This is a genomic window from Lysobacter sp. ESA13C (assembly GCF_019970005.1).
In the GTDB taxonomy this organism is placed as follows: domain Bacteria; phylum Pseudomonadota; class Gammaproteobacteria; order Xanthomonadales; family Xanthomonadaceae; genus Lysobacter; species Lysobacter antibioticus_B.
This window is the reverse complement of sequence record NZ_JAHXYK010000010.1, coordinates 31,593-47,763: the sequence shown is the minus strand read 5'-3', so window position 1 is coordinate 47,763 and position 16,171 is coordinate 31,593. Positions and strand designations below refer to the sequence as shown.

Sequence of the window (16,171 nt, the reverse complement as noted above, 5' to 3'; positions counted from 1 at the left end):
CCGGCCGCTTCATGTTCAGACAGCAGGCACGGCAAGGCGCCGTGCCGGGGAAAAACCGGACGCCGCGGCGGATTGCCGCAGGCGCGGCTCAGCGGCCGCGCAAACGCCCGAACAGGCCGCCGCTGGACTTGGCCGGCTCGACCGGAGTCGGGTCGCCCTCGGGCTCGGCGAAACCGGTGGCGAGGCTGGCGTTGATGAAATCGGCGACTTCGGCTTCGGTGACGCCGCTGGCTTCGGCGATCTCGGCCACGGTCGCGAGCGCCTTCATCATCACCGTGGCGATGCGGAAGTGCTTGGGATACTCGCGTTCGGTCTGCGGCCACTTGGTCATGCGGTAGCGGCGCTGCGGGTCGTAGCCCGGGGCGAGGCGGCCCTGGCCGGCGAGCAGGTTGCCGAACCAGACCAGGCGCGTCAGCGGCATCGGGGCGCCGAGTTCGTTAGCGGCGGTCTCCCACTGCGCGGCTGGCACGACTTCGAAATCGGAGGCGGCGAAACCGCGGTCGAACCAGTCGGCCAGCGGCTTGAGTGCGGCCGGGCCGTGGTACTTGCGCTGGTCGGCGTCGATCAACAAGCGATCGTTGCCCTGGGCCACGCGCAACAGGCCGCGCAGGCGGCCGGGCACCAGCCAGTCGAGCAGGCCGTCGCCGCGTGCGGTGATGGTCGGGCCGGTCGGAGTGAGCGTGGTCGCAGGCATAGCGCTCGCGGCGATGCTGATTGCGTCGGTCACTGGCGCCGGTACGGCCGCCGGAGCCACGGCAGGAATCGGCGTGGGCGCCAGAGCAGGTTCCGCCGGCGCAGGTGCATTCGTCGCGGCCGGGGCGGGTGTGGCTTGCTGCGCCGCCGCCTTGGCCGCCGCCGCGTTGGCTTGGGCGCGGTCGGTCTGCAGCAGTTCGACGACGACCTCGGGCAGAGCCGCGGTCGGGTCGGTCAGCGGCTGTTTCGGGATCTCGACCGTCGCCGGTGCGGGTGCCGGGGAGGGCGTCGGCAGGGCCTGGCCGGACTGCAAGGCGATCTCGCCGAGCAGCTTGGAGATCGAATCGCTGGTGAAGGGATGCGACAGCAGGAAATCGGCCTGGGTGCGTTGCGCCGCGGTCAGGGCGATCACCGACTTGCCGGTCGCATGCAGGCGCAGCCAACTCATCGGGCCGTACATGCTGTCCATGTCGACGACGACGAAGTGGGCCTGTTGTTCGGGCAGCAGAGTCCAGTGACCGCCGAGTTGGGCATTGGCGACCTTGAAGGCCGTCTGCAAGGCGGACTCCGTCGCCGGGTCCATGCCGGTCAGACCGAGGGTCAAAGGCATCTGTGAGGTGTCCACGAAATCGATTGCGACGAGTGTCCGGGACGACTGGATTGTCGTCAACGCGCGCTATACGTCGTTTATGACCCTTATTCGGCACCCCGGCCGGGGCTATTGCCTCAATACTGCGACGGGGTTCACGCCTTCATGCGTTCAGGCGGGCGTTCTTCGGCAGTTGGTTTTTCAGGAACGTCATCTGGTCGGCCAGGATGTTGCGGTTGGACAGGATCAGATGCTCGACCCAGCTCGGGCGATACGGCACCGCGAGCAGCGGCATACTGGCCTGCTGTGGGGTGCGGTTGCCCTTGCGCGAGTTGCATTGGAAGCAAGCGGCGACCACGTTCTCCCAGATGTCGCGACCGCCCTTGGACACCGGGACGACGTGGTCGCGGGTCAGGTGCGGGCGGTGGAAGTCGTGGCCGCAGTACATGCACAGGTGGCTGTCGCGCGCGAACAGCGCGGCGTTGGTCAGGGCCGGGGTCGGGTCGAGCGCGCTCGGACGGGCGTGGCCGCGCGCGGCGACGATCGGATGCAGTTCGAGCACGCTGCGTTCGCCGGTCAGGCGGTTGGTGCCGCCGTGCACTTCCAAGCAGGGGTCGCCCAAGGTCCAGGCGACCGCGCCGCGCACGTACAGACAACTGGCTTCCTGCCAGTTCATCCAGTCGAGCACGCGGCCATGCGCATCGAGCGACAGCAGCCGCACGGAGTTGAGTCGTTCGAGAGCGTTGCGCGGAACCGCGCGGGGACCGGCCCAAGGCGAGTAAGGATCGGGGACGCCGGTGGCATCCGGCTCACGCTGAAGCATTTCAGCGTGGGTTCCGGTTCGGACCAGGCGGATCTTCGCTCTATCGGTCTCCATCGGGAATCCAGCTTATACCCGTTTGATGACGATTTTGGTAGTTGCGATGGCGAAGGGTCGCGCGCCCGGTCCGAAGGGGCGGCCTGGTCTGGATCGAATGCCGTAGAAACTACGGTTCCGCCGGAGCCGGCCGGCGGAACCGCATCGTCGGGGCGACGCCTCAGACGTCGAACGCTTCTGCGTCCAGGCCGGTGAGGGTCTCGACGCTGGCGCCGATGGCGATCGCGTGGGCCTGGCTGCGCGGCAACAGGCGGGCGAAGTAGAAGCGCGCGGTTTCGCGCTTGCCGGTCTTGAAGCGCGCCGACTGCGAGGAGGCCTCGCTCGCGGCGACGCTGCGCGCCCACCAGTAGGCCAGCGAGACATAGCCCGAGTACATCAGGTAGTCGTAGGCGGCCGCGCCGACCTCGTCGGGGTTGGCGGCGGCGCGCTTGCCGACGGCCATCGTCAGCTGCTGCCACTCGCCGGCCTTGGCGCGCAGCGGGCCGATGAATTCGGCGATCGCGGCATTGCCTTCGTTGTCGGCGCAGAAGCGTTCGATCTTCTCCAGCATCACGCGCAAGCCGGCGCCCTGTAGCTGCATGACCTTGCGGCCGAGCAGGTCGAGCGCCTGGATGCCGGTGGTGCCTTCGTACAAGGTGGTGATGCGGGCGTCGCGGGCGAGCTGTTCCATGCCGTGCTCGGCGATGTAGCCGTGGCCGCCGAAGCACTGCAGCGCGTGGTAGGTGCATTCCACGCCCCACTCGGTGAGGCAGGCCTTGACGATCGGGGTCATGAAGCCGATCAGCGCATCGGCTTCGGCGCGTTCTTTCTCGTCGCCGCTGGCGTGGGCGATGTCGACCTGCAGTGCGGCGTCGTAACCCATCACCCGGCCGCCTTCCACCAGCGCCTTGCAGGTCAGCAGCATGCGGCGCACGTCGGGGTGGACGATGATCGGATCGGCCGGCAGCTCCGGAAACTTCGCGCCCGACAGCGCGCGCATCTGCAGGCGGTCGCGCGAGTAGCGCAACGCGTTCTGCAGGGCGCGGTCGGACAGGCCCAGGCCTTGCAGGCCGACGGCGAGGCGGGCGGTATTCATCATGGTGAACATCGCCATCAGGCCCTTGTGCGGCTGGCCGATCAGATAGCCCTGGGCGCCGTCGAAATTCATCACGCAGGTGGCCGAACCGTGGATGCCCATCTTGTGTTCGAGGCTGCCGCAACGCACCGCGTTGGCCTCGCCGATGCTGCCGTCGCGCGCGACCTTGATCTTCGGCACGATGAACAAGGAAATGCCCTTGCTGCCGGCCGGTGCGTCGGGCAGGCGCGCCAGCACCAGGTGGATGATGTTGTCGGTGAGGTCGTGCTCGCCGGCGGTGATGAAGATCTTGGTGCCGCTGATCGAATAGCTGCCGTCGGCCTGCGGTTCGGCCTTGGTCTTGAGCAGGCCCAGGTCGGTGCCGCAATGCGGCTCGGTCAGGCACATGGTGCCGGTCCAGCGGCCTTCGACCAGCGGCTTGAGGAAGACTTCCTGCTGCCATTCCTCGCCGTGGTGCAGCAAGGCTTCGGTGGCGCCGTGCGAGAGCAGGGGGAAATTGCCCCAGGCCAGGTTGGCCGCGTCGATCATTTCCTTGAGCGGCACGCCGGCCGCGTGCGGCAGGCCCTGGCCGCCGAACTTGATCTCGGCGGTGAGGCCGGACCAGCCGCCTTCGACGAACTGGGTATAGGCCTGCTTGAAGCCCGGCGGCGTGGTGACCGCGCCGGTGGCTTTGTCGTGGCTGCAGCCGATCTGGTCGCCGATGGCGTTGAGCGGAGCGAGCACGGTTTCGTTGAAGCGCGCGCCTTCCTCGAGCACGGCGTCGAGCACGTCGCGGGTGGCGTCGGAGTAACCCAGGCGTTGGAACTGCGCTTCGGCGCCGAGGACGTCGAACAGGACGAAACGCATGTCGGCGAGGGGGGCTTTATAGGTGCTCATGATGGTCCGGGATTCGGGAATGGGGATTCGGGATTCGCAACAGCTGAGCCGGTCGGAGTGACGATGCGGAAAGGGGCGGCGCTATACGCCTTCGCCAATCCCGAATCCCCACTCCCAAATCCCGGCTTTAACGCATCACCCCGGGCAAGCCCGGCGCCGGGCTCAGCGCGCTGCTGCGCTCGATGGTGAAGATGCGTTGCTTGGCTTCGTCGGGGGTGGCGGCGATGTCGCCCTTGAGGCTGTAGGCCAGGCTGCGGCCGCCGGACAGGGCGTCGGCGATGGCGATCTTGGCCGCGCCGGATGGGGTCAGATTGACGGTGACCACGTCGGCCGATTCCGGGCCGATCGAAACCGCCGGCTGGGCCTGGAGCTGGCCGGCGATGTCCTCGCCGAGCTTGAGCTGCAGGTCGAAACGGTCGAAGCGCATCGGGATGCTGCTGAAGTTCTCGATCCGCACCTCGACCGCCCAGCTGCCGTTGGCGCGCACGGTCAGTTGCTGGATGCGGGCGGCGGGTTCGGAGACGCGGCGGACCTGTCCGCCGCCGCAACTGGCGAGCAAGGCGGCGGCGAGCGCCAGCCCGAACAGACGCATCCAGGACCCTGCTTTCATGCCGCCGCTCCGTCGTGATGAGAACCGCGAGGATACTACGGCGAATGGTGGCGTCGTCAGGGTGGTGGTGCCGGCGGACGGAATGCCGGCGGAGCGCTGCGGTAAAGCCCGGCGCCGGGGCTCAGCGGGCTCAGCGGGCTGCGCGGGATTCGCCGTGCGCGGACGATGCGGTTGCGGCCGGTTCGAGGGGCTGGCCCGCCGTTGCGCGCAGCCTGTCGCCCCGATGGGCGAGCGAGGATTGGGAATTCGGCGCCGGGCGCGCGTCGCGGCCACCCGCCAGCGGCGAGAGCTTGGGCGAGGGATCGGGCGAGGCCAGGGGCGAGGGGGTAAGCGGGGAAGAAGGCGCCGCCGCCTGGGCCAGCAAAGCCAGCACCGAGACGGCGGCCAGTACGAGGAGATAGCGAGGCAGCTCGTGGAGCATGTCCTGGACCACCGATGCTGCCTTCATGCACGAATCCCACGTAGACCACGCGGCACAAACCGACTGGCCGTCCTGGCCCTCGGTGCGAACTCCGTTTCGCCGTGCATGCCCACTTCCCCAACACTTGCAAAGAGTAGCCCCGACTCCGCTGGCTCACCTGCTCAAGGTGACGGCCTTAATCCGTTGCTGAGCGGCATCCGTGTCATCGCATCGACCGTGCTGCCGGGGCGAGTACAGATTGGACCTGGGCGCGGTCCGGCGCAGTAGGTCGAACGCGCGGCGCCGTGTAGGATTTTTCTGACCCCGGTCACGTTCGGCTGCAGGCGGCCTCGGGCGAGGGCGGCGAGGGCGGACTGCGGAGGCCCGGATGCGAATCATCGTGGGCGGCGTCGCCGGGCGCCGGTTGGCGCTGCAGCGCCTAAACGTCGGTGCGTTGCCGTCCGCTCGTGGCCGGCGACATGTGCGAGAACCTGTTCGCAACGGGTGCATGCGTTCGCTCGCGCCCATCCGCGCGTTCGATCGAACGCCGCTTAAGCGCGATGCGAAGCCGCGCGTCCACCGACTTCACAACATCAGGGCTTCGGATCTTCCGGCATCGTCCCGGCTTCGCGCATGTCGCGTTGCGCCTGCTTGATCGCCTTGACGTCGAGCGGAAGGATGCGGCCGATGAAGCAGGGCATCTTGATCGACTGTCGGCCGAGCACGGTGACCTTGTCGAAGCGCGAATGCACGCGGCCCATCTGATTGCTCACGCTGATCGCCGAGGCGAAGTCGAGGTCCGGGCAACGGCCTTGCAGTTCGAGCAGATAGGCCTGGTTGGGTTTGGTCCACACCGCGAGCGCGCTGTCGCCGAGCGGGGTCCAGCCGTCGATGCGGCCGAAGTACTGGAAGCTGTCGACGGGCGCGGCGGCATGCGCGCGATACAGCGCCAGGCGCTGCGCATCGTCCATCTTGGGATTGCTCGCGCAGGCGCTCAGCAAGAGCAGGGCGAGAGCGGCCGGAACAAGGCGTTTCATGATCCACTCCTCGGCGGCGCGGGCCGCCATTGCGGGCTAGGCCGACATGATGCGCCGGCCGTGGCGGAGCGTCGCATCGAGCTCGTGGTTCGTTCAGCGCCGATGAGGCTTGCCAGATTCCATCGGCATCCGTATCATCCCGCTCCTCTCACGGCGCACCGTGAAAGAACGGCCGGGTAGCTCAGTTGGTAGAGCAGGGGATTGAAAATCCCCGTGTCGGGGGTTCGATTCCCTCCCCGGCCACCATTTGCATCAAGGGCTTAGCGTTCGCGCTAGGCCCTTGGTTTTTGTGGCGCGGCCATGCTCGTGCCGGCGTCGAACGCGACGGTTCTTTCGATGCGCGCAGCGCCTTTCGCCGGATGCTTCGGCGACAGGTGCCGACAGCGAACGCCGACTCGCGACCGCAAGCCGCCAGACTCCATCAAGGCGCGTCGGCCGATGCCCGGCGTGTTCCGTCTATCCGGTCCTTCATCGCGCAGATCGAAGCGGACCCGGACAGAGCGCCCGGCCGAGCCCGGTATTGGCCGGCAACGGTCGCATGACGAACTCTGGGCAAGCCGCTCGGCATCACGATGTGCCGATCGACTAAAGGACTGGGTGCGAGATGCTCGAAGAATTTCTCGGCGGCGGCGTAGCCATGATCGTTTTCGCCGTGATTCTCAGGTTTTTCTTCGGCCGTGGCGGCGCATCGAGCTTCGATTCGCTCGCCGACGCTCACGAGGACGCGGGCTATGCAGACAATGCGAAGAAACTGCGGGATACCGCGGCGTCTTATCGCACTCGTGTCGATCGCTACTTCTACCTTTTGTTGATCATCGGTTTGGCGATGATCCTCGTATCGCTGATCGGTCGGCCATGAGGGCCGGCAGCGGCCACGGGACCCGGCCTCGTGCGCCGTTCAACTGGATTCGACCGTCCTGTCCTGCCGCGGAAAGGACATGATTCGGCGACGGCTGCGAGGCGAGGTGTCTGTGCAAAAACCTCGGCCTGTAGCGACGATGGCCTTGCCCTTACGGTGGGTAGGGGAAATCCGACCCTTCGGTGCGGTGCCCGCCGACTGCGCAGCGCCGGCCAAATCGCCAAGCTGGCCAGGCTGGCAACGTGTGGCCCTCCCTCGGTAGTTGTTTCCACACGGCAGGGGCCTTCAGGGAACGAAGGCCCGCCAGCAACATGACGGCGACTGCTCGAAAGGCTGTGGCGGCTTGAGCGCCAGCGGCACGCCTCGTTCTTCGGGTCGCTCGACGCCTGCGCGGGGATTCACTTGCGTAGACGCGCCCGCTATGGGCGCATCATCGCTGTCGCTGTCGCTGTCGCTGGCCGAAGGCGCAGAGACGAAACGCGAAAAGCGAAAACGAAAACGAAACGCGGAAAGTCGCGGCGCTTCGCCTTTCGTCTCTGGCCGCAGGCCGTCGCCTCAGTTCACCGTGCAGCTCAAGGTCACCGTAATGCTGGCGCCGTTCGCCAAGGTGCCGAGGGTTACCCCAGTGTCGAGCGTCGACAGGGTGATCGGGGTAAGCGGGCAGGCGCTGCCGCTGCAAGTCGGCGGGGTCGTGCAACTCAAATTGCTGCGGTTCGCGATGGGGTCGCGCAGGATCGCGCCGGTGACTGCGTCGGGGCCGTTGTTGGTAACCACGATCGAATACAGGGTCGTTGCGCCACGGGCTACGCTGTCGCCGCTCTGATCGTTGGGGCCGGAGCCCGGGGTATTGGTCTTGGTGATCACCAGATCGGCTAGCGGCGCGCGCGTGTTGGAGAGCGTGCAGGTCAGGTCGTCGCCGGCCACCGGCGTGAGGCTGAAGCTGCTGCCGTTGCCGCTCGGCGTTTGTCCGCCGGCGCGGGCGTTGGTGCAGGTATAGCTGGTCGTGTAGTTGGCCAGGTTCGCACCGGCGGCGCCGGTTTCGGACAGGGTGTAGGCCGAGCCGATGCTGCCGGTCGTGAGCAAGGCCTCGCCGGTCGCGGTGTTGCCGGTGCCGGTGGTCGTCGCCGTGGCCGGGCCGCCGGTGCCGGCGATGCTCAGCGCGAACTGGTCGGCATCGACGAAGCGGCCCAGCGGCAGCGTTTTGCGCAGGCGCAGGATCGGTTGCTTCTGGAACACCAATGGGCCGCTGGCGGTGTCGTTGGCCGTATTGAAGTCGTTGTTGGTCGGGTCGCCGTCGCCGTCCGGCACGCTGCGGCCGAGCGCGGCGTTGGCGGTATAGGTGCCGCTGAGGGTCGGCGAATTGACCGTGACCGGAATGGTGAAGCTGACCGTGCCGCCGTTGGCGCCGGGCGATGCCGAGGCCGCGAGCGGGGTCGGGTTGAGCGCACAGGTGACGATGGTGTTGGCGCCATTGGCGGTGCAGTTGGCCGGCAAGGTGCCCGCAGTCCAGCCGGCGGGCAGGGTCGCGACCACGGTGAAGCCGTCGTTGCCGTCGGTCGCGCCGGGGCCGAGGTTGGTGGCGGTCAGGACGATGTTCTGCAACTGGCCGTAGTTGCTGTAGGCCGGCGCGGGGGTCGTAAGCGTCACCGCGATGTCGGGCAAGCCGGTGACGTCGAGCGTGCAGGATTGGTCTTGCTCGTTGAGCAAGGCGATGCCGGTCAGGCAGGTGCCGCTGGTGACGAAGGTATTGGCGGCGATGTCGCCCGGCCGCTGGCTGATCGCTGCGCGGTAGTTGCTGCCGGGCAGCACGTAGATCTCGCTCGCGGTCTGCACGGTGCTGAGGTTGGCGGCGGCATTGGCATGCGGGGTGCGCCCGGCGCCGGTGGTGCCGGCGCCGTTGTCGAGCAAGGTCGCGCCCTGGGTCAGGTTGACCAGCCAACCGCTGCCGCCGCGGGTCTGGTTCCAGGCGAAATCGGTGAAGCTCAGGATCGCCGAGTGGCGTGCCTGCAGCAGGGTGCCGCAATACACGTTGATGCCGTCGTAGCCTTCGCCGCCGGCCTGCATGTACAGGCCCGAGACCAGCGTGGTCGAAGTGTTGCTGCAGAACGGCCCGCGCGCGACGTGGGCGGGTTGGCCGGCCATGGTCTCGCGCACGCCGACTTCGACGCTGGTCGAGGCGCCGGTGGTCATGCGGACCCAGGAATTGGCGTCGAGCGTGAGCGGGCGGCAGACCAGGTTCAACGAGGAGGACCACGGCGGGTATTGGCCGCTCGACCATTCGCGGTCCCAGCCGCCGAACTGGTGTACCAGTTGATTGGCCGGACAGTAGTTGGTGACCTCGGTGCCGGGCTCGGCATAGGTGCCCGACAGTACGTCCGGGGTGCCGTTCGGATTGCGGTTGACCACGTTGACGGTAACGCCATTGGTGGTGATGCCGCCGCAGTACAGGCCCACGCGATTGGTCATGCCGCGGGTCGAGCTGATTCCGGCGCTCATCGACTTGTCGCGGTGATAGCCGCCGCGGACGATCGTGCCCGCCTGGCACTGCAGGGCGCCCGAGCCGACGTCGCCTTTATTGGTGCCGATGGTGCCGGTCGGAGAGGCTCCGGCCTGGACGCCGATGCCGGCCTGGGCATGCGCGGTGCCGACCCCGGCTGCCGAGAGGGCGAACAGGCATAGGGGGGCCAAAAATTTTGCCAACATTCGTAGACGATCCTTGCGAGGCTTCGGGCGCCTGTTCGAGCTGGGGCGCCGCCAATGTGATGCAGGTCGCAAAAAATGTGCCATCCATCACAGTTTTTCAGGAAATCGCTTTCATGTCGGGCCATGGGAGCGGACCGCTGACCGCGCAAGCCCCCTTATTGCGAGCTCGCAAACCTGCCGCTGATGGTCAGTTTCTGACCCTGAGTAAGGTTGAGAGCCCCGAAGGCCCGTGGCGAACCGCACGGGTCTTGCTCGATCGGGGGCTGCCGAAACCCGGCCTGTACGGCGCGAGTACGGCCGACGGCATTCGGTGCCGAGGTCGGCGGCAGCGAACGAAGGGGGCCAGGACAAGGGCGCGATCCTTGCAGCGCGGATGTGCGCGATTTGACACCCGCGCGGTTCGCACACTACGGTGCGCGTCCCCGTATCACCGCTATCCGGCGGGCCCAGAGGGACAACATGTCTGAGAGTGTAGCCACCCGCTAAACCCTTCGCTTCGCGAAGGTGGGTAGACGCGCCGAGTTCGTTCGCCATTCGCGCAAAGCGAATGCGCGCCGCCGCGTCCGTTTCGGCTGCAACCGACATCAGACATGACTATTTCGCAAAGAATGCGGCGCGCGCTGTGCGCGTCCGCTCAAGGTGGAGCCATCCGCCATCGCCGCGCCGTCGGCGCGGACTTCATCGCCATCGCCATCGTTTGCCGCGACGCCTCCTGCGCGCGCCCGCCATGCTGCAGGACTTCGGTCTTGCCTGCGCGGCCGTGCTCGAAACCCTGCAACGGGTTGCCGTCATCGCTCAGCATTCCTTGGCGACGGATAGCGCCCCCGCGACACGAGCATCGGAGGCCGACATGTTGAGCCTGTTGATGTTCAGTCGGGTCTGTCGCCACGAGCCCGCGTGCGGGCAGGAGAAATCCATGCAAATCGAACTGGAAAATGCCGGGCATCATGCCGGTGTAGATGCCGTCACCCGCGCGGCCTTCGCCGGCCACGACGAAGCCGAACTGATCGCACGCCTGCGTGCGGACGGATTGGTCCGGCTGTCCCTGGTCGCCATCGGCGGCGAGCGAGTAGTGGGGCATGTGATGTTCACCACCCTGCATGTCGTCGTCGACGGACGCCTCGTCGATGCGTTGTGCCTCGCCCCGGTATCGGTGCTGCCGCAATACCAGCGGTGTGGAGTGGGCTCGATGCTGATCCGCGAGGGGCTCGCGCGTTCGAAAGCGCTGGGGTGCGAAGCCGTCGTAGTACTCGGCCATGCCGCTTACTACCCGCGCTTCGGTTTCTCCGCGGCCCTGGCGAGCAAACTCGCGGCGCCGTTCGCGGGCGAGTCGTTCATGGCACTCGAATTGGTCGAGGGCGCTCTGAGCGGCGAAGCGGGCGAAGTGGTGTATCCGCCTGCGTTCGGCATCGACGGCGGCCATTGATCGCGTCGCCATAAAGACGAAGCCCACCGCATGCGGTGGGCTTCGTCGTGTCGCGGATCAACGCGGTGTCGATGCGCCGAGCGCATCGACTCAGGGCTCCCAACCGCAGGTGCTCTTGGCATAGGTGAAGTAGCGGGTGCGTTCGCCCCACTGGAAGGGCTCGCCGCAATGGCCGTAGCCCATGCCGCCGACTTCGACCGTGCGGGTCGCGTCGGAGTAGTAGGTGAAGACATAACCTTCGCCGGGGCCGGGATAGGGCAGTGCGGCGGCGGCCAGCGACACGACCATACCGGCCGCGAGCAGGAACAACGACAGCTTCTTCTTCAGCGGTTTGCTGGTTGCGGACATCGGAGTTCTCCTTGAGGCCCGTGCGCGGCGCGCAGCGGATCCAGCCCGCTCGCGGCGGGCTGGACCGGTCTGTGATTCGCGCAGTGAGCGGCCGAGGCGGCCGGTCAGGGCAGCGGGTGGCAGGTGGTCTTGTAGTAGGTCGAGTACGAGGTCATGCGGCCCCACTGGAAGGGCTCGCCGCAGTAACCATAGGAACGACCGCCGACTTCGACCGTGCGCGATGCGTCGGAGTAGAACGTGAAGGTGTAGCTCTCGCCCGGGCCGGCGTGCGGCAGGGCCATTGCGGCCAGCGAGACGAGCATGCCGGCGGCGAGCAGGAACAGCGACTTCTTCTTGAGCTGCTTCTTCGACTGGAACATCAGGACTCTCCCTTGTGCCTGTGGGCTCCGGATAAGCCGGAGTCCCCCGGTTCTACACGAAACCGGCGCATCGCCGCGACGCAGGCCACGGCTGCGAAGTCGGAATCGTGACGGGCTTCCTGATGCGGATCAGGCTTCGGGCACGTAGCCGTCCGGCTTGGCCGCGCCGCCGCCGAACAGGAATTTCTCCATTTCGCCTTCGAGGAAGGCGCGGTGCTTGGGGTCGAGCGGCGACAGCCGGTTCTCGTTGATCAGCATGGTCTGGTGCGCAAGCCATGCGGCCCAGGCCGGCTTGCCGACATGAGCGAACACGCGCTTGCCCAACTCGCCGGGCCAGGGCACGAAATCCAGGCCTTCGGCCTCGCGTTGTTCGTACTCGCAGAAAACGGTGCGGCTCATGGGGAAAGTCCTGGACGGTAGTGGAATGTGGGGGAGCGTCGCTGCGGTCGCCCGCATCGGCGCGGCGTTACAGCGATTCGATCAGTTTGCGGATCGGCGCCGGAATGCCGAGGACGGCGAGTTCGGCGCGTTCGAACCAGCGCAGGTCGTCATTGTCGCGCACGCCGTTGCGCAAGGCGACCGGGCGCCAGCGCCGCGGCTGCAGTTCGAGTTTGTAATGACTGAAGGCGTGCGCGATCGGCGCCAGTTCCTCGCCGTCGGCGAACTCGCCGCTGACGTGCGCGGCGAACCATTGCGCCGCGCCGTCCTCGTCGTCGCTTTGCGGCAAGGTCCACAACGACGCCCAGATGCCCGCCGGCGGACGGCGTTGCAACAGCACCCGGTTTTTGCGGTCGAGCAGCCACAGTACCTGTGCGTGGCGTTGCGGCGCGACCTTGCCGGGCTTCGGCGTCGGCAGTTCGGCGACTCGGCCTTCGATGCGCGCGACGCAATCGTGTTGCAGCGGACACAGGATGCAGGACGGGTCGCTGCGCGTGCACAGGGTCGCGCCCAGGTCCATCTGCGCCTGGGTGTAGTCGGTCATGCGCGCATGCGGCAGATGCGATTCGGCCAGCGCCCACAACTGGCGTTCGATCGCCGGCAGGCCCGGATAACCGGCGATGCCGTGATAACGGCTCAACACGCGTTTGACGTTGCCGTCGAGGATGGCGTGGCGGTCGTCCCAGGCTTGCGAAAGAATCGCCGCGGCGGTGCTGCGGCCGATGCCGGGCAGCGCGGTGAGGGCATCGATATCGCGCGGCAGGTCGCCGCCGTGGCGTTCGACGCAAAGCTTGGCGGTCGCATGCAGATTGCGCGCGCGAGCGTAATAGCCCAGACCCGACCACAGGCCGAGCACGGTATCCAGCGAGGCTGCGGCCAGCGCAGGCAAGGTCGGCAGGGTGTCGACGAAACGCTCGAAGAACGGGGCCGCGGTCTTGACCTGGGTCTGTTGCAGCATGATCTCCGACAGCCACACCCGGTACGGCGTGCGCGGATGCTGCCAAGGCAGGTCGTGGCGGCCGCTGACGTCGAACCAGGCCAACAGGCGGCTGGCGTAGGCGTCGTCGCCGGCGTCGGCGCTGTTGCTGGCTGCGGCCACCGCTGCGGTCTTGCCCGTGCGTGGTTTCGTTGCGCGCTGCTTCATGCAGGTAACTTCATGCAGATGACTTCATACGGGTGACTTCATTCGAGCGGGCGAGTCGCGGCCGGCTTCGGCGCGGGTTGGGATGGCGCTGCCGTCGGCGGAGCGGCGGCTGGCGTCGTCGTCGCGTCGTCATCTTGTTCGATTTCGATCTCGACCCCTTCGAGCGTGGCGCCGGACACTTCGATCCGCGGTGTGCTCAAGCGGCCGCTCAACGGCGGCAGCAGCGAGCCTTGTGCGCTCGCGTCGACCCAGGCCAATACCGCCGGCAGGCGGAAGCGGCCATCGAAGCGAGTCTGGTCGCGTTGCAGGCGCAGCGCGCTGTCGCCGGAAAAATCGGCCGGGCCGTCGTAGTCGAGCACGAACGGCAACGGCGATTTCGACTGCCCCAACGGTGGCGGCAGCGCGGGCCAGGCTTCGGGCCATTGCGCCAGTACGCCGTCGAGATGCAGTCGCATGCCATCGCCGAAGGCGAAGCGCCCGCTGGCGTCGAGCTGCGGGATCGCATCTTTGCCGCGCAAAGCGGCGCCGAGTGGCGCCAGGGACAAGGCGGCATCGCGATAGCGCAGCGGCCCGGCCAGGCCGAACACGAACGGCAGATCGGTGTCGCCGGCGCGGTAGCGCGCGTGGGCGCCCAGGCGCAGACGATCGAGGCCGAGGCCGTCGTCGCCCGAATGCAACAGGGCGCTGAGGCGGATCCGCATCGGCAGGGCCCAATCCTTGGCCTGCACACTGACGCCGCCGGACAGGCCGAGCCCACGCGCCAGCGCGGGACGTTGCAGCGTCGCGGCGAGATCGAACGGAACCTGCACGCCATCGCTGAGCACGCGTCCGCCGATGCGCGCTCGCAGCCGCCGCTGCGGATGCAATTCGGGCGAGGACAGCGAGATCTGCTCGATCGACCAACCCACGCCGACGACGCGGCCGCGCACGATGCGCAAGCCGTCGCTCAGGCTCGGCATACGCAAGGGTTCGGTCGAAGGCGGACGTGTCGCCAGCCAGCGCTGCAATGCGGCGATATCGAGTTGCGGGGCATCGAGTTCGACCCGTTCCACGTCGAGCACGGCGCCGGCGGCGCGGATCGTGCGCCACGGCAGGGCGAGATAGACGCGTTCGGCGCGCAGCAGCGGCGCGGCCGCACCGGGTTGGCGTACGACCAGGTCGCGCACCACCAGCATCGGCGTGCCGCGCAAGCGGTATTCGCTGGCGCCGCTGGCGCTGAGCTCAAGCCCCAGCGGCTTGCCGACCTGGCTCAGCAAGATGCCGCTGACCTGGCTGGGCTGCGACACCCAGCGTAGGGCGAGCGCGGCGACCAACAGCACGATCGCGACGATCGCGATCCGCTTGCGCGAACGGCGCGCCGGGGCGGCCGTGGTCGTCGCGGGCATGGCGAGGCCGCGCCTCAGCCGCCCAGTGCTTCAGGCAACAGGGCGTCGACGAAGGCCTCGGCATCGAACACGCGCAGATCCTCGGGGCGTTCGCCGATGCCTGCGAAACGGATCGGAATGCCGAACTCGCGGGCGAGCGCGAACACCACGCCGCCCTTGGCGGTGCCGTCGAGCTTGGTCACCACCAGGCCGGTGACACCGACCGCGGCGTGGAACTGGCGCAACTGCGACAGCGCGTTCTGGCCGGTGGTGCCGTCGATGACCATCAGCACTTCGTGCGGCGCGGTGGTGTCCACCTTGGCCAGCACGCGGCGGATCTTGCCGAGTTCGGCCATCAGCCCCTGTTGTGTGTGCAGGCGGCCGGCGGTGTCGGCGATCAGCACCTGGGTGCCGCGCGCCTTGGCCGCCTGCAAGGCGTCGAACGCGACCGAGGCGGCATCGGCGTTCTGGCCCTGGGCGACCACCGGCACGCCGTTGCGTTCGCCCCAGGCCTGCAACTGCGCGACCGCGGCGGCGCGGAAGGTGTCGCCGGCGGCGAGCATCAGCGGGCGGTTCTCGTCGCGGAAACGCTTGGCCAACTTGCCGATGGTGGTGGTCTTGCCGACGCCGTTGACGCCGACCGTCAGCACCACGAAAGGCTTGGCCTGGGTATCGATGACCAGCGGCTTGGCGACCGGCTGCAGCATCGCGATCAGGTCCGTGCGCAAAGCCGCGAGCAGGGCGTTGGCGTCGGCGAACTCGCGCGACTTCATGCGCTTGCGCAGGCTTTCGACCAACTGGGTGGTGGCGGTGACGCCGACGTCGGCGGTGATCAGCGCGGTTTCGATCTCGTCGAGCAGGTCGTCGTCCAGGCGCGGGTTGCGCGAGAACAGGCCGCCGAAGCTGCGCGCGAACACGCTGCCGCGCAAACGCTCGCGCCAGCCGGACTTGCCCGCGGCGGCGGCGGGCTTGTCGATGTAGTCGGCCGGGGCGGATTCGCCAGGTACCGAGATGACCGTGGTGGATGCGGTTACCGGTGTTGCCGCGGGCGCCACGGGCAAGGGCGGCTCGACTTCGAGCGCGGCGGCCAGCACTTCGGCCGGCACCGGCGGCTCGACGGCAACTGGTTCGACGGGAGCCGGCTTGACGGGAGCCGGTTCGACGGCAGGCGGTGCGGCGGCAGGCGGCTGCGGCGCAGGCGGCTCGACCGCGGCGGGCGTCGCTGCGGGCGCTTCGGCCGGCGGTGCGGCAGGCTCGGGCCGCGCGCTGGGAAACGCGGCGGCCAGCTCTTCGGTGGTGAAACGGCGCTCGGAAGACGAGCTTCCGCCGGCGGTTTCGGGTTTCTTGCGGCGAAAAAAACTGACCATTCGGGA

General features: G+C 67.8%; 15 protein-coding genes and 1 tRNA gene. 3 read left to right on the top strand and 13 right to left on the bottom strand.

Annotated features, from left to right (window positions below; genetic code table 11):
* Positions 1 to 88 precede the first annotated feature (88 nt).
* From LC490_RS18590 to LC490_RS18565, 6 genes are all read right to left on the bottom strand, one after another.
* Complete coding sequence (locus LC490_RS18590; RefSeq protein WP_031370369.1) at positions 89 to 1,303, bottom strand: hypothetical protein; 1,215 nt, start codon at positions 1,301 to 1,303, stop codon at positions 89 to 91.
* A 142-nt stretch (positions 1,304 to 1,445) separates the two neighbouring features.
* Entirely contained in the window at positions 1,446 to 2,159 is a 714-nt protein-coding gene (locus LC490_RS18585) for an HNH endonuclease (RefSeq protein WP_081930556.1), read from the bottom strand.
* A gap of 160 nt (positions 2,160 to 2,319) precedes the next feature.
* A complete protein-coding gene (locus LC490_RS18580) occupies positions 2,320 to 4,110 on the bottom strand; it encodes an acyl-CoA dehydrogenase C-terminal domain-containing protein (protein WP_223621152.1) in 1,791 nt (596 codons plus the stop codon).
* A gap of 127 nt (positions 4,111 to 4,237) precedes the next feature.
* On the bottom strand, positions 4,238 to 4,702 hold the full coding sequence (locus tag LC490_RS18575) for an LEA type 2 family protein (RefSeq protein ID WP_223621264.1): 465 nt from the start codon (positions 4,700 to 4,702) through the stop codon (positions 4,238 to 4,240).
* A 148-nt stretch (positions 4,703 to 4,850) separates the two neighbouring features.
* Complete coding sequence (locus LC490_RS18570; protein ID WP_223621151.1) at positions 4,851 to 5,168, bottom strand: hypothetical protein; 318 nt, start codon at positions 5,166 to 5,168, stop codon at positions 4,851 to 4,853.
* A 545-nt stretch (positions 5,169 to 5,713) separates the two neighbouring features.
* Positions 5,714 to 6,157, bottom strand: coding sequence for a DUF6491 family protein (locus tag LC490_RS18565; protein WP_057919981.1), 444 nt, complete (start codon positions 6,155 to 6,157; stop codon positions 5,714 to 5,716).
* A 170-nt stretch (positions 6,158 to 6,327) separates the two neighbouring features.
* On the opposite strand from LC490_RS18565, the gene LC490_RS18560 reads away from it, so the two are divergent.
* A tRNA-Phe gene (locus LC490_RS18560) sits at positions 6,328 to 6,403 on the top strand.
* A 358-nt stretch (positions 6,404 to 6,761) separates the two neighbouring features.
* Positions 6,762 to 7,016 (top strand): hypothetical protein, encoded by a 255-nt coding sequence (locus LC490_RS18555; RefSeq protein ID WP_223621150.1) that lies wholly within the window; start codon positions 6,762 to 6,764, stop codon positions 7,014 to 7,016.
* Between the two features lie 555 nt (positions 7,017 to 7,571).
* Here the strand turns inward: LC490_RS18555 and LC490_RS18550 are convergent.
* Positions 7,572 to 9,719 carry a DUF11 domain-containing protein gene (locus LC490_RS18550; protein ID WP_223621149.1) on the bottom strand — a complete coding sequence of 716 codons (2,148 nt, stop codon included), beginning with the start codon at positions 9,717 to 9,719 and terminating at the stop codon, positions 7,572 to 7,574.
* 727 nt (positions 9,720 to 10,446) lie between these two features.
* Here LC490_RS18550 and LC490_RS18545 point away from each other — a divergent pair.
* Positions 10,447 to 11,145: an N-acetyltransferase gene (locus tag LC490_RS18545; protein ID WP_223621148.1), complete on the top strand. Its 699-nt coding sequence runs from the start codon at positions 10,447 to 10,449 to the stop codon at positions 11,143 to 11,145.
* A gap of 90 nt (positions 11,146 to 11,235) precedes the next feature.
* Here LC490_RS18545 and LC490_RS18540 read toward each other — a convergent pair whose 3' ends face one another.
* From LC490_RS18540 to ftsY, 6 genes are all read right to left on the bottom strand, one after another.
* The gene (locus LC490_RS18540; protein ID WP_031372919.1) at positions 11,236 to 11,493 is read right to left on the bottom strand and encodes a DUF6289 family protein; all 258 of its coding nucleotides are present in this window, start codon (positions 11,491 to 11,493) and stop codon (positions 11,236 to 11,238) included.
* A gap of 104 nt (positions 11,494 to 11,597) precedes the next feature.
* Complete coding sequence (locus LC490_RS18535) at positions 11,598 to 11,852, bottom strand: hypothetical protein (RefSeq protein ID WP_031372920.1); 255 nt, start codon at positions 11,850 to 11,852, stop codon at positions 11,598 to 11,600.
* Positions 11,853 to 11,981: 129 nt separating this feature from the next.
* Positions 11,982 to 12,251 carry an oxidative damage protection protein gene (locus tag LC490_RS18530; RefSeq protein WP_031372921.1) on the bottom strand — a complete coding sequence of 90 codons (270 nt, stop codon included), beginning with the start codon at positions 12,249 to 12,251 and terminating at the stop codon, positions 11,982 to 11,984.
* Positions 12,252 to 12,318: 67 nt separating this feature from the next.
* The gene (gene mutY / locus LC490_RS18525; protein WP_223621147.1) at positions 12,319 to 13,434 is read right to left on the bottom strand and encodes an A/G-specific adenine glycosylase; all 1,116 of its coding nucleotides are present in this window, start codon (positions 13,432 to 13,434) and stop codon (positions 12,319 to 12,321) included.
* 38 nt (positions 13,435 to 13,472) lie between these two features.
* Positions 13,473 to 14,819, bottom strand: coding sequence for a hypothetical protein (locus LC490_RS18520; protein ID WP_223621146.1), 1,347 nt, complete (start codon positions 14,817 to 14,819; stop codon positions 13,473 to 13,475).
* 14 nt (positions 14,820 to 14,833) lie between these two features.
* Entirely contained in the window at positions 14,834 to 16,165 is a 1,332-nt protein-coding gene (gene ftsY / locus LC490_RS18515; RefSeq protein ID WP_223621145.1) for a signal recognition particle-docking protein FtsY, read from the bottom strand.
* Positions 16,166 to 16,171: the final 6 nt, after the last annotated feature.

What these genes read in the sequence shown, in the direction of transcription:
- LC490_RS18590 (WP_031370369.1), bottom strand. Translation starts at nt 1,303, where the DNA reads ATGCCTTTGACCCTCGGTCTGACCGGCATGGACCCGGCGACGGAGTCC.
- LC490_RS18585 (WP_081930556.1), bottom strand. Translation starts at nt 2,159, where the DNA reads ATGGAGACCGATAGAGCGAAGATCCGCCTGGTCCGAACCGGAACCCAC.
- LC490_RS18580 (WP_223621152.1), bottom strand. Translation starts at nt 4,110, where the DNA reads ATGAGCACCTATAAAGCCCCCCTCGCCGACATGCGTTTCGTCCTGTTC.
- LC490_RS18575 (WP_223621264.1), bottom strand. Translation starts at nt 4,702, where the DNA reads ATGCGTCTGTTCGGGCTGGCGCTCGCCGCCGCCTTGCTCGCCAGTTGC.
- LC490_RS18570 (WP_223621151.1), bottom strand. Translation starts at nt 5,168, where the DNA reads ATGAAGGCAGCATCGGTGGTCCAGGACATGCTCCACGAGCTGCCTCGC.
- LC490_RS18565 (WP_057919981.1), bottom strand. Translation starts at nt 6,157, where the DNA reads ATGAAACGCCTTGTTCCGGCCGCTCTCGCCCTGCTCTTGCTGAGCGCC.
- LC490_RS18555 (WP_223621150.1), top strand. Translation starts at nt 6,762, where the DNA reads ATGCTCGAAGAATTTCTCGGCGGCGGCGTAGCCATGATCGTTTTCGCC.
- LC490_RS18550 (WP_223621149.1), bottom strand. Translation starts at nt 9,719, where the DNA reads ATGTTGGCAAAATTTTTGGCCCCCCTATGCCTGTTCGCCCTCTCGGCA.
- LC490_RS18545 (WP_223621148.1), top strand. Translation starts at nt 10,447, where the DNA reads ATGCTGCAGGACTTCGGTCTTGCCTGCGCGGCCGTGCTCGAAACCCTG.
- LC490_RS18540 (WP_031372919.1), bottom strand. Translation starts at nt 11,493, where the DNA reads ATGTCCGCAACCAGCAAACCGCTGAAGAAGAAGCTGTCGTTGTTCCTG.
- LC490_RS18535 (WP_031372920.1), bottom strand. Translation starts at nt 11,852, where the DNA reads ATGTTCCAGTCGAAGAAGCAGCTCAAGAAGAAGTCGCTGTTCCTGCTC.
- LC490_RS18530 (WP_031372921.1), bottom strand. Translation starts at nt 12,251, where the DNA reads ATGAGCCGCACCGTTTTCTGCGAGTACGAACAACGCGAGGCCGAAGGC.
- mutY (WP_223621147.1), bottom strand. Translation starts at nt 13,434, where the DNA reads ATGAAGCAGCGCGCAACGAAACCACGCACGGGCAAGACCGCAGCGGTG.
- LC490_RS18520 (WP_223621146.1), bottom strand. Translation starts at nt 14,819, where the DNA reads ATGCCCGCGACGACCACGGCCGCCCCGGCGCGCCGTTCGCGCAAGCGG.
- ftsY (WP_223621145.1), bottom strand. Translation starts at nt 16,165, where the DNA reads ATGGTCAGTTTTTTTCGCCGCAAGAAACCCGAAACCGCCGGCGGAAGC.